Raw genomic sequence first — 14,320 nt, 5'->3', positions numbered from 1 at the left:
CTTATACGATGCGAGTCGTTCTTAGCGGCGGCGGTACAGGAGGACATATTTATCCGGCCGTTGCCATAGCAAGACAATGCGAGGCGGAGAATCCCGACTCGACGTTTTTATACATTGGTGGAACCCGAGGACTGGAAAGTAAACTCGTTCCTCAGGAAGATATCCCTTTTAAATCGATTGACATTACAGGTTTCAGGCGTAAGTTGTCTTTTGAAAATGTAAAGACCATCATGCGCTTCGTTCAGGGCGTACGCAAGTCCAAAAAAATGCTGAAGGAATTCAAGCCTGATGTTGTCATCGGTACAGGAGGTTATGTCTGCGGACCTGTGGTATATGCAGCAGCGAAGCTGGGAATTCCAAGTGTGATTCACGAACAGAATGCGATCCCAGGTCTGACGAACAAGTTTCTCATGCGTTACGTAGATACGGTTGCTGTAAGTTTCGAAGGCTCTGAAAAATCATTTTCTGGTGCTAAAAAGGTCATTTATACTGGCAACCCGCGAGCAACAACGGTAGCTCAAGCTAGTCGGAATCGTGGATTTGCCACATTAGGTGTTCCGATGGATAGCCGTGTGGTGCTTGTCGTTGGCGGAAGCCGGGGAGCCAAAGCAATCAATCAGGCGATGATCGAGATGGCTCCGATGTTGGAGCAACTGGATGATGTACATGTGGTTTACGTTACTGGTGAGACCTATTTCGATGAAACCCGTGAATCGATCCGCAGTTCTTTAGGAACGATGCCCAATCATCTACATGTACTTCCTTATGTACATAACATGCCTGAAGTGCTCGCTTGCACCTCTCTGATTGTCAATCGCGCCGGAGCTTCGTTCCTGGCGGAGATTACATCGCTGGGGATTCCGTCGATTCTGATTCCGTCACCAAACGTAACCAACAATCATCAGGAAGCCAACGCGCGTACCCTTGAAAAGGGAGGAGCTTCACTCACAGTGCTGGAGAGAAATCTTACAGGCAAAGGTCTGTATGAAGCGATTGCGGGCATTATGAATGACGAATCGGGACGTAAACGGATGGCAGAGGCTTCTCGGCGATTAGGGAAACCGGATGCAGCAGAAGTGCTCGTAAACGAAATCAAGCGTCTTGTTGCGGGACGTTAGTTAGAGTTAAGTCATGTTTATGGGCGATTGTCACACACCAGACGGGACTGACATAAGATACCGTATAAATCGTGACAATCGTTCCATGATACCGCAGCACAGCATCATATCGGAGTAGATTCACCAGGGGTAAGATCGGAAGCCTGCCTGGCGGCCTCTCTAGTCATGAGCGGTAAAACCGAGGGATGGATTGCAGGTTCTCATGGATCGGATGTGTCACGGATATTTCAATTCGCTGAGATTGTACTGGGACAGTGGATGTACTACTTTTCATTGTTCACACAGGCCAAGCGACAGCAGAGGACGTCTTCACCCTTACACAGTCTAATCGTAGCATATGTCATCTCATGACGGTATTAACCTGATACCGTATGTCTTCGCAGTGGGTGAGCGTAAACCCCGGAGGTGATACATTGGACAAATTGGTGATTGAAGGTGGGCGACCCCTATCAGGATCCATACGCATCCATGGAGCAAAAAATGCCGCTTTACCGATCATGGCCGCAAGTTTGCTCGCAGACGGAGAAATTACGCTGCACAACGTTCCACACTTGCTGGACATCGAAGTAATGCTGTATATCCTGGAACGGCTTGGATGCACGTGTAGGCATGAGCAGGGAACAGTGACGATCAATACGTCTTTGGTCCGGTCACATGATGTGCCAGAAGACCTAATGAAGCAAATGCGCTCTTCCATTTTTCTGATGGGGCCGTTGCTCGCAAGGTTTGGGAAAGTATCCGTATATCAGCCAGGAGGCTGTGCAATCGGAGAACGCAAGATCGATCTTCATCTCCGGGGGCTCGAAGCACTTGGGGCAGTGATTGAAGAGCAGGATCAGCAAATTATATGCCATGGAGCCAATCTGACTGGAGCTGATATTCATCTGGACTTTCCTAGTGTCGGAGCAACCGAAAACATTATGATGGCTGCTGTGCTGGCAGAGGGCACAACTACAATCTTCAATGCAGCGAGGGAGCCGGAGATTCAGGATTTGCAGCATTTTCTGAATGCGATGGGGGCACGAATTATGGGGGCTGGCACCAATACAATCACGATAAATGGTGTTGAGAAGTTGCAACCCTGCACCTATGAAATCATACCGGATCGGATTGTCGCTGGAACCGTCATGATTGCTGCTGCTGCAACCCGAGGCAATGTTACGCTTACACACTGCAATCCGGCACATCTTACTTCGCTTATACATGTGTTAAAGCGCACTGGTGTTCAAATCACAGTCTGCAATGATATAATGACTGTGAGTTGTATGACCCGCCCCAAATCAGTAGACCGTATCGTGACTTCTCCGTATCCTTCGTTTCCAACGGATCTGCAATCACAATTCATGGTGCTGCTCAGTTTGGCAGATGGATTCAGTGTGATGAAAGAGACTGTTTTTGAAGGCCGGTTTAAACATGTGGATGAACTGAATGTTATGGGAGCAGATATTTCTGTTGATCTGAACGCAGCTTTTATCCGTGGTGTTCCAAGATTATATGGTGCTACTGTGGAGGCGACAGATCTTCGTGCAGGTGCAGCTTTGGTTATTGCAGGTCTGGCGGCTCAAGGTAAAACTGTTGTGGAGCAAGTGCACCACATTGACAGGGGATATGATCAGATCGAAAAGTTATTCCAGAGTCTTGGAGCCTCGGTGGAGAGACAGTCGACTGTTTCGAAACAGTTGGATTTTGCCAATTAACGTCCTTGGCGTCCCCTTCTTGGTAGAGGAGGGGACCTGAGGCTTTGTGGAGCGTTATTATGCCTAAAAGTCAAATTCCGGTTCTCAAGGAGAATCGCCCAAAAGGAAACACAAGCCGTAAAATTGTAATTATCCTATTATTATTATTTATTGTATTGCTGGCTGTATTATTCTTTCGATCTTCTGTAAGCCGTATATCGGAGATCGAAATTACGGGTAATGTGTACACAGCGACTGCGGAGTTGCTGGAAAAGAGTGGCCTGAAGGAAGGCGACCAGTTTTTTGGAACAAGTGCATCCGAAATTATAGAACGTCTTACAATGATTAAAGCTGTCTCAACCGTTACGGTGGACAAGCAATTTCCGGGTACGATCCATATCAAGGTGCATGAGTTCCCGACAGTCGCTTATGAGTTGGATGCAACCGGGGCACTTAAAGCCATATTATCCAACGGGACGAGCCTTAATGTTCCGCCAACGATTGGGGTTGCTGTTGAGAAGCCGATTCTGACGCAATGGAAGCCGAATGATCCGCTCAAAGCTAAACTGAGCGAGGCATTGGCTCAAATTCCGAATGAATTAACGACCGACATTTCCGAAATCATACCCAATCCAACACCTTCTTTTCCGGATCAGATCCGTATGTATACCAAATCACAGTTTGAAGTGATTACAACGATATCGCTGTTAACGGATAAAGTGGAGTATTTAAATCAGGTGATCGAGACGGAACGGCCTGGCAAAATTACAATGCTTGAGGCAGATACGTATGTGCCGTTTATACCGGATAATCCAGAGGATAATGCTGAGCCGGGGGTAGGGCAATGATGCATGCCGCTGATTGGCGGCACATTGCGCAAAAGTGTAGGCAGGGTCGGGTTTTAGCACCGGTTGATGTATGAAACTTGTTCTTTCTGAGATGAAGAAAAAATGGTACACTTAAACTTACGGCACATGAGTTGCCTCCTTCTTTTTTCTTCAAGGTTTTATGTTACACATCCAGAACTTGGCACCCAAAAAAATTGTAGAAAAAAGAGGGAAAGCCTAAGCTGTGTTGAATATGTTTTAATGAGTGTTTGAACCCGAACGTATTTTACTATTGGAGTCAGGAGGTGCCACAGACTTGAGCAACAATGACATCATTGTTAGTTTGGACATCGGTACATCCAAAATTCGCGCTATTATTGGGGAAATTAATAATGGAACCTTTAATATTATTGGAGTTGGATCTGCCGACTCGGAAGGAATTCGCAAAGGTGTAATCGTAGATATCGATCAGACGGTGCAGTCGATTCGCAATGCAGTCGATCATGCAGAACGTATGGTAGGTATTCAAATATCCGAAGTATATGTTGGAATCTCGGGCAATCACATTGGACTTATGAGCAGTCACGGTGTGGTGGCAGTATCGAACGAGGATCGTGAGATCGGAGAAGAAGACATGGAGCGGGTGTTGAAAGCAGCCGAAGTTATTGCGGTTCCGCCCGAACGGGAAATTATTGATGTTGTCGCCAAGCAATATGTTGTAGATGGCTTGGAAGGCATACAAGACCCGCGTGGTATGATTGGTGTTCGTTTGGAAGTTGAAGCAACCATCATTACGGGGGCTAAAACCGCGATACATAATCTGTTGCGCTGCGTGGAAAAAGCGGGATTAAAAGTGAGTGACCTAGTCCTCATGTCATTGGGAGCAGGTCAACTCGCCCTGTCCAAGGATGAGAAAACAATGGGCTCTGTGCTCGTGGATATCGGGGCAGGAGCTACAACGATCGCCATCTTTGAAGAGGATAGTTTGGTTGCCACTTCAACACTGCCAATCGGTGGGGAATTTGTAACCAATGATATTGCTTATGGTTTGCGTACTTTGACGGATCAGGCAGAGAAAGTTAAGCTGAAGTATGGTTGTGCCTGGCTTGATGACGCTGCCTCAGATGTGATGTTCAAAGTTACGCGCATTGGCAGCAACGTGGACAAGGAGTTTTCCCAAGAGGATCTTGCAGCCATTATTGAACCTAGGGTTCAGGAAATATTTCAGATGATCGGGCAAGAAGTCAAACGCCTTGGTTACAACGAGCTTCCTGGAGGTTATATACTAACGGGAGGTACGGTCTCTATGCCTGGTGTTCTGCAAGTCGCACAGCATGAGCTTGCTGCTTCGGTGCGTGTTGCCGTTCCAGATTACATTGGTGTTCGGGATCCTGGATATACCAGTGGCGTTGGTATTTTACACAATGTTATTCGCAGTTTGCGCATCAGGCCCTCGAGCAGCAATGGCGGTAACAACAATAATAGCAAGAAACCGAYGAACCGTCCGAAGCCAAATACGGCACAGGAATCGGAGCAAAAACCCGGTCTGTTCGAACGACTGAAGAATATGTTCAGTGAATTTATATAACAGGTTGGATCCATTTCATACATTCTTGAAGCCGTCTGAATGCGCTGGTACTAAAATAAACGCTTTCGTTCGTCGATATATGAAATTGATTCGGTTCAAATCAAAAATTGGACGGGCCATCCATGCACATTGAGGGGGAGATGGAATTATATGTTGGAATTTGATTTTGAGATGGAGAGCTTGGCTCAGATTAAAGTCATCGGTGTAGGCGGCGGAGGTAGCAACGCAGTTAACCGAATGATTGAAAATGGTGTACAAGGTGTTGAGTTCATTACAGTGAACACGGATGCTCAGGCGTTACACCTGGCAAAATCCGAGCATAAACTGCAAATCGGTGATAAATTAACTCGTGGTCTTGGTGCGGGCGCTAACCCGGATGTAGGTAAAAAAGCAGCCGAAGAGTCCCGTGACTTGATCATGAACACATTGAAAGGTGCGGACATGGTATTTGTTACAGCCGGTATGGGCGGTGGTACAGGTACTGGTGCAGCTCCAGTGATCGCTGAAATCGCCAAAGAGTGTGGTGCACTCACTGTAGGTGTGGTAACACGCCCTTTCACTTTTGAAGGCCGTAAGCGTTCCAGCCATGCAGAACAAGGTATTGAGGCGCTTAAGGAAAAAGTAGATACACTGATCGTTATTCCGAATGACCGTTTGCTTGAGATCGTAGATAAAAAGACGCCGATGCTGGAGGCATTCCGCCAAGCAGATAACGTATTGCGTCAAGCGGTACAGGGTATTTCCGATTTGATCGCAGTACCGGGCTTGATCAACCTTGACTTTGCAGATGTCAAAACGATCATGCACGAGCGTGGATCTGCATTGATGGGTATCGGTGAAGCAACGGGTGAGAACCGCGCTGCAGAAGCTGCACGCAAAGCGATCATGAGCCCTTTGCTTGAAACCTCCATTGAAGGCGCACGTGGCGTAATTATGAATATTACAGGTGGCGTTAATCTGTCCCTGTATGAAGTGAATGAAGCAGCAGAGATCGTTACTTCGGCTTCCGATCCGGAAGTGAATATGATCTTTGGTGCGATCATTGATGAAGATCTGAAAGAGGAGATCAAGGTTACGGTAATCGCGACTGGGTTTGAAGATAAGCCTTCTGCTCCGCCAGTGCGCAAACCTGCTGCAGCAACAGAGACAGCAGAGACGCGTTCACCGAATCTTCGTCCATTTGGAAACCAGCCAAGCAATGATCAGCTGGACATTCCGACATTTTTACGCAATCGTTCCCGCAACAACAATAACGAATAATACGCTAATTCTACCTCTTGTAAACCCGGCGCTGCTTCTGCAGCAGCCGGGTTTTTGCTGTTTTTTATACAGTCTAACATACAGGAATGAACAAATTCTGAACAACTCGCCTGCGTATTCCGACAAAAAAAGTTGGAAACAAGCTCCCACATTTAGACAGACTTTGAACAGGAGGCTCCGTATACTTGGGAATATGCTCATGAATATCGAAATGATGAGGCAATTGAGTCGATTCAGTCCGAGGCAATTGAGTCGATCCAATCCGAAGCGATTGAGACAATTCAATCTGGGGCATTTGGGTGGATTCGATCCGAAGCATGCGAGATCGCTACAGTCATTTATTTCGATAGGTTGGATGCAGGCAGGTGAAGAGCGTGGTTGTTTATGTCGATCTCATCTTTTTGACAAATCTTTGTATTGATGGAGCGCTCATTGGATTGACGGCTTGGATGCGCCAAACGAAGCTGGCCTGGTGGAGATGGCTATTATCGGCCATCGTTGGCGCGTTATATGTTGTGATGATGTTTGTACCGGAATTTGATTTTCTGTTCACGTTTTTAATCAAGTTTGGCTTCTCACTTGTTATGTTGAGTATCGCTTTTGGATATAAGGGATTGCAGTCTTTTCTGAGGACGCTGGGTACATTTTATATTATTAATTTTGTGGCAGCTGGAGGCATCCTGGGTGTGCACTATATGCTTCAGAGTTCGGGAGATCTGTTCAATGGCATCTGGTTTACAGCATCTGGTGGTATGTCATTTGATCTCAAGGTTGCGTTCTGGTTCACATTTATTGTATTCTTCGCGGTTCTCTTATTATTCAAAATTGTGCAAGGTGCCAAACGTAAAGCAGATCGAATGACCACGTACCTTGGTCAAGTAGAGGTCAGCATTGATGAAGTTGTTGTGTCTTGTACAGGCCTTCTGGATACAGGCAATCAGCTTACAGATCCACTGTCACGTATGCCAGTGATGGTCATGGAAGTTTCATTGTGGCAGAATATGCTGCCTAATTCATGGAAGAGCAGACTGAAGCATGAAGCGCCGGACAACCTCATTATGGAGCTGGATCATCAACATTTTCAGTGGCAGGATCGACTGCGATTGGTTCCCTATCGAGGGATTAACAAAGGAACGGCGTTTATGCTGGCGATCAAGCCAGATCAGGTCAAAGTGACGATGGAGGGAACGGAATATGTGACGACAAAGGTTCTGATTGGACTGGATGGTGGCGTGTTGTCGTCAGACGGGAAATATCAGGCCGTAATTCATCCTGAGTTGGTGCAAGGAGATGCTTCTGCGCAGTCTAAGACTCCATCCGCGGAAGTAACAGAAAAGCCGCTGAATGTGGTATAGGAGGAACCTACATGCTTGTGAAATGGAAACTGGTTGCCCAGCTGCAATATTATCGTTTGTTGTTCCTGTTTGGGCTGAAAAGTGAAGAGATTTATTACATCGGGGGAAGTGAGGCACTTCCACCTCCATTGACACGGGAAGAAGAGGAGTACTTGCTACAGAAGTTATCGTCAGGAGATTCTGCTATACGTGCCATGTTAATTGAGCGTAATCTGCGTCTGGTCGTGTATATTGCTCGCAAGTTCGAGAACACAGGCATCAATATCGAAGATCTGGTATCCATTGGTGCGATCGGGTTGATTAAGGCCGTAAATACCTTCGATCCGGAAAAGAAAATCAAGCTCGCTACTTACGCTTCGCGGTGTATCGAAAATGAAATATTGATGTATTTGCGGCGTAACAGTAAAATCCGTACTGAGGTTTCTTTTGACGAACCGCTTAATATTGATTGGGATGGAAACGAACTTTTATTATCTGATGTGTTAGGCACCGAGAACGATACAATCTATCGAAATATTGAAGAACAGGTAGATCGTAAGCTGTTGCACAAAGCACTGGAGAAACTGACGGATCGCGAGCGGATGATTATGGAGCTTCGTTTTGGCTTGACGGATGGCGAAGAAAAGACGCAAAAAGATGTGGCGGATCTGCTTGGAATCTCCCAATCCTATATCTCCAGGCTTGAAAAAAGAATAATTAAGAGGCTTCGAAAAGAGTTCAACAAAATGGTCTGATCCAGTGAAAATAGAAGAATGGGTATTACTGGCAAGGGTGCCAACGACGAATAAAAAAGCCTGCCCCGGAGATAATGTACATTAATGTTTCTCCTTGGGAGGTAAATCACGATGACCCGAAACAAAGTCGAGATTTGTGGCGTGGACACCGCAAAGTTGCCTGTTCTCACCAATATTGAAATGCGGGAATTATTCCATTCCCTTCAGCAGCACCATGATCGCTCAGCAAGAGAGAAATTAGTGAATGGCAACCTGCGTCTGGTACTCAGTGTCATTCAGCGTTTTAACAATCGGGGGGAGTTTGTCGATGATCTGTTCCAGGTTGGATGTATCGGCCTGATGAAAGCCATTGATAATTTTGATTTATCCCAGAATGTCAAATTTTCAACTTATGCGGTGCCGATGATTATCGGTGAAATTCGCAGATATCTGCGTGACAATAACCCGATTCGAGTATCCCGGTCACTACGGGATATCGCCTACAAGGCACTTCAGGTTCGTGACAGCCTGACGAATAAAAATTCACGCGAGCCGACGATATTTGAGATTTCAGAGGCACTTAATGTGCCGAAGGAAGATGTTGTTTTTGCATTAGATGCCATTCAAGACCCGGTATCTCTGTTTGAACCGATTTATCATGATGGGGGAGACCCGATATATGTGATGGATCAGATCAGTGATGACAAAAACAAGGATGTGTCCTGGATTGAGGAAATTGCATTGCGGGAAGCCATGCATCGTCTCGGTCAACGGGAAAAGATGATTTTGTCGATGCGCTTTTTTGAAGGGAAAACCCAGATGGAAGTAGCGGACGAAATCGGGATATCACAAGCTCAGGTTTCACGTCTCGAAAAATCGGCTATTCAGCAGATGCAGAAACATGTGAAGTCGTAGAATCACATAAAACAAAAGGGACGATCGGTCGGATAACCATTCGATTGATCGTCTTTTTTGTGCATAGGAGGAGGGAGGAGGATTATGGAAGAACGCTTTTAATCGGGTGCACTTTTGGAATGTGCGATTGAAAAAAAGGACATTTTTCGCCTACAGGACATATATTGGTATAGAAGGATGCAGAACGGGCAGATGAGCGTTAACGGGGGGCGGAAGGGATGAGACTGAATACAAGTGACTCAACATCACGCGGTATTAAAATTTCCGATTTTCAAACGAAGGATGTCATTAATATTACGGATGGCAAACGTCTTGGCCAGATCAGTGATCTGGAACTGGATCTCAAACAAGGGCGAATTGAAGCCATCGTTGTGCCAGGATATAGCCGTTTTATGGGGTTGTTTGGCGGAGGAACGGATCTGATCATTCCTTGGAGAAATATTGTGAAGATTGGCTCAGATGTCATTCTGGTCAAAATGGATGAGGTGAAGGAACAGGTTTATGACGAACGTGAACGTGAAGCACGTTTGTATGATGAGCAGCAGCAGGGCCGCTCAGAACGCACAGAGCGACAGGAACGATTGGATCGGAGTCAGCGAAGAACGATATAAAGGAGACAGAATGCATCTGCATTTGGTAAACTGGAAGTTGTGAGGTGATCAGGAATGGAACCATTTGTATTGGATAAAGATATCGTTAAGGATATAAAAGGGCAAACGTATCATAGTGAACAAGATCCGCTGTTATTATATATTGAACCTTGGAAACATTCGTTTGAACGGTTAACGGTTGGTTTTACAACCAGACACGGGGGTGCTGGTCAGGAACCTTATGCTACCCTTAATTGCGCGTATCACGTTGGGGATGAAGCGGAAGCAGTGCTTGGTAATCGCCGCCTTGTCACGGAGAAGCTTGCTTTTTCGCTGGATGCATGGACTTGTGGCGAACAGGTGCATGGTAAAGAGGTAGCTGTCATTACAGCTAAAGACCGGGGCAGAGGCCTGCTGGATCGTCAATCGGCATTGCAGAATACGGATGGTCTGGTGACTAACATACCTGGTATTCTGCTGACTTCATTTTACGCTGACTGCGTTCCGCTGTATTTCTATGATCCGGTGAAACAGGCTGTAGGGCTCGCTCATGCCGGATGGAAAGGCACAGTTGCAGGTATTGCTGTCTCTATGGTGGAAACGATGGAACGAGAGTATGGAAGCCGGAGAGAGGATATAAGAGCGGCTATTGGGCCATCCATCGGGGATTGTTGTTATGAAGTGGATGAGGCTGTCATGAAGCATGTGCGGGTTTGGCTTGATGAACCTCAGGGTAATGATGAATACAATGATTCTGCTTCAAAACGCATTTATACACCTGCTGCGAACGGAAAAACGATGTTAAACTTGAAAGAATGCAATCGACACATTATGATGAAAGCAGGAATATTGCCGGATCATATCGAATGTACAACATGGTGTACAAGTTGTCATCCCGAACTTTTTTTTTCCTATCGTAAGGAAAATGGGGTAACGGGAAGAATGGCAAGCTGGATTGGGCTGGAAGAGAGGTGACCCTCTGTGTCATTGGAGGAGCGTATACAACAAGTTAATCAGAAGATTGAAGATGCGTGTAAGCGCAGCAACCGCACTTTTGAGGATGTGAATGTGATTGCGGTCACGAAATATGTTTCACTGCAAACGACGGGTGCTGTGCTTGAGCATGGTCTTGAGAATATTGGAGAAAATCGCTGGCAGGATGCACAGGCAAAATGGGAAGCCTTTGGCCAGAAGGGGACATGGCACTTTATCGGTCATTTGCAGACAAACAAGGTGAAAGACGTCATTGGTAAGTTTGCATACATACATTCACTGGATCGTTTGTCACTTGCAAAAGAACTGGATAAAAAAGCCGGCTCACTGGGAATTAAGGTGAACACATTTATGCAGGTGAACATTTCAGGCGAAGAGAGCAAATATGGTTTGCAGCCTGAACAAACAAGTTCTTTTCTGAAGGATATTCAATCGTTCAAAAACCTTAAGGTCATCGGTCTGATGACGATGGCGCCTCATGAGGAAGATCCAGAGTTGACGCGCCCTGTATTTCGAGGGTTACGTGAACTGAGAGAGGATTTGAATGGACAAGCATTGACAACTGAACCGATTACCGAGTTGTCCATGGGCATGTCCAACGATTTCGAAGTGGCCATTGAAGAAGGGGCAACTTGGGTGCGACTTGGATCAATTCTCGTAGGAAAAGAGGAGGGAACACGATGGGCGTAATGAACAAATTTATGAATTTCCTGGGACTTCAGGAAGAGGAAGAGATTGTAGAGCGGGAGCGTCTTGCTGCACAGGAAGAACAAGATTCTGAACATCAGGAAAATGAAACCTCTGCACTCGATAAACGTAGAAACCAAAGGGGTAATAATGTGGTTAGCATTCATTCCCAGAAAAATGTAAAGGTTGTCCTTTATGAGCCTCGTTCTTATGACGAAGCGCAGGAGATTGCCGACCATCTACGGTCGCATCGTACCGTTGTTGTGAATCTGCAGCGAATCCGTCAGGATCAGGCTTTACGTGTGATTGATTTTCTGAGCGGCACGGTATATGCATTAGGCGGCGGTATATCTAAAATTGGCGGCAACATTTTTCTCTGTACGCCAGATACGGTTGAAATTCAGGGAACCATTACGGAGATACTGGCTGACAGCGAGCAAGATTATAACAGAATGAGGTGAGCCTTTTTTGTATCAGATGATTGAAGGAATATTGGGAACGCTATACCAGATTTATTTTTACATGGTTATTGTCTACATATTGATGTCATGGCTTCCCAACGCACGGGAAAGCTTCATCGGTGAATTGTTAGGCAAATTTGTTGAACCCTACTTAAGTCCTTTCCGCCGGTTTATCCCGCCTTTGTTCGGTGTGCTGGATATTTCCCCGATTGTGGCGCTGCTTGTCCTTCGACTGGCGCTTGTTGGGTTACTCTCTATCGTTCAGTATTTGACATTTTAGGTTAGGGTGACATAGATGAGTGGTGATATTTACGAACATTTTAGCCATGATGAGCGTGACTTTGTAGATAAAGCTTCCGATTGGGTTGAACGGGCGAGCAAGGTTCATGATGTGAAGCTCACCGATTTCCTTGATCCAAGACAGGTGTTTATTCTTCAAACTCTGGTCAACCGTACCGATGACGTTCAGATTCGTCTGGACGGCGGTTACGAAGCGGCTGAACGCAAACGTGCATTGATTGCACCCGATTATCGATATCTGGATGATGAAGATATGGGGATGCAGGTGCTTAGCATTACGTCTGACGATCAGAAAATCTCTGAACTCGAGCATGGGGACTATATGGGTTCCCTGCTCGGACTCGGGATGAAACGAGGCAAGATTGGAGATATTCAAGTGCTGGAGGATGGTTGCCATACTGTAGTGGCAGCGGAGACCGGCGCTTTTTTATCGCTTCAATTGAATCAGGTGCACAGGCTACATGTATTTACAGAGCTACTGCCATTGAATCAGATGAAATGGTCTGAGACGAAATTGGACACCATAGATATTACCGTCGCATCATTACGACTGGATGGCATCTGTGCAGATGTGTATCGACTGAGCAGAAGCAAAGTATTGGTTCCGATCAAGGCAGGGCGCTGTAAAGTGAACTGGAAAGTGGTGGAAGACCCTTCGAAGCCGCTAAAGGCGGGGGATGTGGTATCCATTCAAGGATTTGGCCGTTTCAAGGTGTTGGAACAGGATGGAATGACCAAAAAGGGACGTTGCCGAGTGAAAATCGGGAAATTTGCTTGAGGTTGTTGCAGGATAATCCGAATTCTTGTCGAAATATTAAACGTAAAGGTAAAAAAATATTCGGCGATTCCGATATACATTAAAGTGCAAGATATTTGGATATCTGATCATGTCATGTCAGGACAGAACTTGTATTCCGTACAAGTTGCCAGATTCGGTATCTTGTATAGGGCCCCCTTGGGTGGAACCCATGTGCTGCAAACCTTCTCTAATCGTGAGAAGGAATTTTTACAGGAGGTGGACAGCATGCCATTAACGCCGCTGGACATACATAACAAGGAATTCTCCCGACGCTTGCGTGGGTATGACGAGGATGAAGTCAATGAATTTCTGGATCAAGTCATCAAAGATTACGAAGGCGTCATCCGCGAGAACAAAGAGCTGAGCAATCAGCTGCTGTCCGTTCAGGAGAAGCTGGATCATTTTGCTACCATCGAGGAGACTCTTAGCAAAACGATCATCATTGCACAGGAAGCTGCTGACGATGTGAAGAGTAACGCGAAGAAGGAAGCTCAGTTAATCGTGAAGGAAGCAGAGAAAAATGCAGACCGAATCGTTAACGAAGCCCTTGGTAAATCACGTAAGATTGCTTTGGAAGTGGAAGAGCTGAAGAAGCAGGCATCCATCTATCGTGCGCGTTTCCGCACGCTTGTTGAAGCTCAGCTGGAACTGCTGACACAGGATGGCTGGGAAGCACTGGAGAGCCGTGAGCAGGCACTGGAGAGCCGTGAGCAGGAAGTGCGTGATCGTGAGCGGGAGATGAAAGAAATTTATTAGTCTGCCGCCCGGTTGACTTTTGCGGGTAAAGAAGCTATAACTATATTCATATTGAATAGTGATTCCATGACGGGCTCAGTACGTTATGATCTCATCCCTCAGAGAGTTGGTGTCTGGTGCAAACCAACGGATGAGTTATAGCCGAATATCTCCCCGGAGAAGTGACGCTGAAGCGGTAATGCAATGCCGTGTGTAAGCTGAACCGTAAACCGTACGTTATAACGGTACCCTGCATCAGTTTAGCGGGGCTTAAGCGCTGTTGATGACAGAGCATACTCAGGG

General features: G+C 46.2%; 16 protein-coding genes and 1 other annotated feature (1 of these 17 cut by a window edge). All 16 genes read left to right on the top strand.

Annotation, left to right across the window (positions count from 1 at the left end; translation table 11 throughout):
* Positions 1 to 8 precede the first annotated feature (8 nt).
* The 16 genes from murG to AB4Z30_RS17900 all read left to right on the top strand — a co-directional run bounded on the left by murG (position 9) and on the right by AB4Z30_RS17900 (position 14,038).
* Positions 9 to 1,118 (top strand): undecaprenyldiphospho-muramoylpentapeptide beta-N-acetylglucosaminyltransferase, encoded by a 1,110-nt coding sequence (gene murG, locus AB4Z30_RS17975; RefSeq protein ID WP_441928775.1) that lies wholly within the window; start codon positions 9 to 11, stop codon positions 1,116 to 1,118.
* Positions 1,119 to 1,283: 165 nt separating this feature from the next.
* On the top strand, positions 1,284 to 1,469 hold the full coding sequence (locus AB4Z30_RS17970; RefSeq protein ID WP_441928773.1) for a hypothetical protein: 186 nt from the start codon (positions 1,284 to 1,286) through the stop codon (positions 1,467 to 1,469).
* 62 nt (positions 1,470 to 1,531) lie between these two features.
* Positions 1,532 to 2,815 carry a UDP-N-acetylglucosamine 1-carboxyvinyltransferase gene (gene murA / locus AB4Z30_RS17965; RefSeq protein ID WP_441928771.1) on the top strand — a complete coding sequence of 428 codons (1,284 nt, stop codon included), beginning with the start codon at positions 1,532 to 1,534 and terminating at the stop codon, positions 2,813 to 2,815.
* 59 nt (positions 2,816 to 2,874) lie between these two features.
* Positions 2,875 to 3,642 carry a cell division protein FtsQ/DivIB gene (locus AB4Z30_RS17960; protein WP_441928769.1) on the top strand — a complete coding sequence of 256 codons (768 nt, stop codon included), beginning with the start codon at positions 2,875 to 2,877 and terminating at the stop codon, positions 3,640 to 3,642.
* Between the two features lie 295 nt (positions 3,643 to 3,937).
* On the top strand, positions 3,938 to 5,209 hold the full coding sequence (gene ftsA, locus AB4Z30_RS17955) for a cell division protein FtsA (protein WP_441928767.1): 1,272 nt from the start codon (positions 3,938 to 3,940) through the stop codon (positions 5,207 to 5,209).
* Positions 5,210 to 5,359: 150 nt separating this feature from the next.
* Positions 5,360 to 6,469, top strand: a complete 1,110-nt coding sequence (gene ftsZ, locus AB4Z30_RS17950; RefSeq protein ID WP_434750146.1) for a cell division protein FtsZ — start codon at positions 5,360 to 5,362, stop codon at positions 6,467 to 6,469.
* 374 nt (positions 6,470 to 6,843) lie between these two features.
* Positions 6,844 to 7,824: a sigma-E processing peptidase SpoIIGA gene (spoIIGA, locus tag AB4Z30_RS17945; protein WP_441928851.1), complete on the top strand. Its 981-nt coding sequence runs from the start codon at positions 6,844 to 6,846 to the stop codon at positions 7,822 to 7,824.
* An 11-nt stretch (positions 7,825 to 7,835) separates the two neighbouring features.
* A complete protein-coding gene (sigE, locus tag AB4Z30_RS17940; protein WP_090923750.1) occupies positions 7,836 to 8,558 on the top strand; it encodes an RNA polymerase sporulation sigma factor SigE in 723 nt (240 codons plus the stop codon).
* Positions 8,559 to 8,669: 111 nt separating this feature from the next.
* The gene (gene sigG, locus AB4Z30_RS17935) at positions 8,670 to 9,452 is read left to right on the top strand and encodes an RNA polymerase sporulation sigma factor SigG (protein ID WP_110898501.1); all 783 of its coding nucleotides are present in this window, start codon (positions 8,670 to 8,672) and stop codon (positions 9,450 to 9,452) included.
* Positions 9,453 to 9,670: 218 nt separating this feature from the next.
* The gene (locus tag AB4Z30_RS17930) at positions 9,671 to 10,063 is read left to right on the top strand and encodes a YlmC/YmxH family sporulation protein (RefSeq protein WP_441928764.1); all 393 of its coding nucleotides are present in this window, start codon (positions 9,671 to 9,673) and stop codon (positions 10,061 to 10,063) included.
* Positions 10,064 to 10,117: 54 nt separating this feature from the next.
* Positions 10,118 to 11,017: a peptidoglycan editing factor PgeF gene (gene pgeF, locus AB4Z30_RS17925; protein WP_441928762.1), complete on the top strand. Its 900-nt coding sequence runs from the start codon at positions 10,118 to 10,120 to the stop codon at positions 11,015 to 11,017.
* 6 nt (positions 11,018 to 11,023) lie between these two features.
* Positions 11,024 to 11,725, top strand: coding sequence for a YggS family pyridoxal phosphate-dependent enzyme (locus AB4Z30_RS17920; RefSeq protein WP_441928760.1), 702 nt, complete (start codon positions 11,024 to 11,026; stop codon positions 11,723 to 11,725).
* Complete coding sequence (locus AB4Z30_RS17915) at positions 11,716 to 12,183, top strand: cell division protein SepF (protein ID WP_441928758.1); 468 nt, start codon at positions 11,716 to 11,718, stop codon at positions 12,181 to 12,183. The genes AB4Z30_RS17920 and AB4Z30_RS17915 overlap by 10 nt, the downstream gene beginning before the upstream one ends.
* Positions 12,184 to 12,199: 16 nt before the next feature.
* The gene (locus AB4Z30_RS17910) at positions 12,200 to 12,463 is read left to right on the top strand and encodes a YggT family protein (protein WP_090923796.1); all 264 of its coding nucleotides are present in this window, start codon (positions 12,200 to 12,202) and stop codon (positions 12,461 to 12,463) included.
* A gap of 15 nt (positions 12,464 to 12,478) precedes the next feature.
* Positions 12,479 to 13,261 carry an RNA-binding protein gene (locus AB4Z30_RS17905; RefSeq protein WP_441928756.1) on the top strand — a complete coding sequence of 261 codons (783 nt, stop codon included), beginning with the start codon at positions 12,479 to 12,481 and terminating at the stop codon, positions 13,259 to 13,261.
* Positions 13,262 to 13,507: 246 nt separating this feature from the next.
* Complete coding sequence (locus AB4Z30_RS17900) at positions 13,508 to 14,038, top strand: DivIVA domain-containing protein (RefSeq protein WP_441928754.1); 531 nt, start codon at positions 13,508 to 13,510, stop codon at positions 14,036 to 14,038.
* A gap of 57 nt (positions 14,039 to 14,095) precedes the next feature.
* Positions 14,096 to 14,320: a binding site (T-box leader), on the top strand; it runs 66 nt beyond the window's last position.

Origin of the sequence: Paenibacillus sp. 2TAF8 (assembly GCF_052114825.1) — a bacterium.
In the GTDB taxonomy this organism is placed as follows: domain Bacteria; phylum Bacillota; class Bacilli; order Paenibacillales; family Paenibacillaceae; genus Paenibacillus.
This window is presented reverse-complemented; position numbering and strand designations above follow the sequence as displayed.

Excerpts from the sequence above, each read along its gene's own strand:
- murG (WP_441928775.1), top strand. The coding sequence starts at position 9 with ATGCGAGTCGTTCTTAGCGGCGGCGGTACAGGAGGACATATTTATCCG.
- AB4Z30_RS17910 (WP_090923796.1), top strand. The coding sequence starts at position 12,200 with ATGATTGAAGGAATATTGGGAACGCTATACCAGATTTATTTTTACATG.
- AB4Z30_RS17905 (WP_441928756.1), top strand. The coding sequence starts at position 12,479 with ATGAGTGGTGATATTTACGAACATTTTAGCCATGATGAGCGTGACTTT.
- pgeF (WP_441928762.1), top strand. The coding sequence starts at position 10,118 with ATGGAACCATTTGTATTGGATAAAGATATCGTTAAGGATATAAAAGGG.
- AB4Z30_RS17970 (WP_441928773.1), top strand. The coding sequence starts at position 1,284 with ATGAGCGGTAAAACCGAGGGATGGATTGCAGGTTCTCATGGATCGGAT.
- AB4Z30_RS17915 (WP_441928758.1), top strand. The coding sequence starts at position 11,716 with ATGGGCGTAATGAACAAATTTATGAATTTCCTGGGACTTCAGGAAGAG.
- AB4Z30_RS17900 (WP_441928754.1), top strand. The coding sequence starts at position 13,508 with ATGCCATTAACGCCGCTGGACATACATAACAAGGAATTCTCCCGACGC.
- AB4Z30_RS17930 (WP_441928764.1), top strand. The coding sequence starts at position 9,671 with ATGAGACTGAATACAAGTGACTCAACATCACGCGGTATTAAAATTTCC.
- sigE (WP_090923750.1), top strand. The coding sequence starts at position 7,836 with ATGCTTGTGAAATGGAAACTGGTTGCCCAGCTGCAATATTATCGTTTG.
- sigG (WP_110898501.1), top strand. The coding sequence starts at position 8,670 with ATGACCCGAAACAAAGTCGAGATTTGTGGCGTGGACACCGCAAAGTTG.
- AB4Z30_RS17960 (WP_441928769.1), top strand. The coding sequence starts at position 2,875 with ATGCCTAAAAGTCAAATTCCGGTTCTCAAGGAGAATCGCCCAAAAGGA.
- ftsZ (WP_434750146.1), top strand. The coding sequence starts at position 5,360 with ATGTTGGAATTTGATTTTGAGATGGAGAGCTTGGCTCAGATTAAAGTC.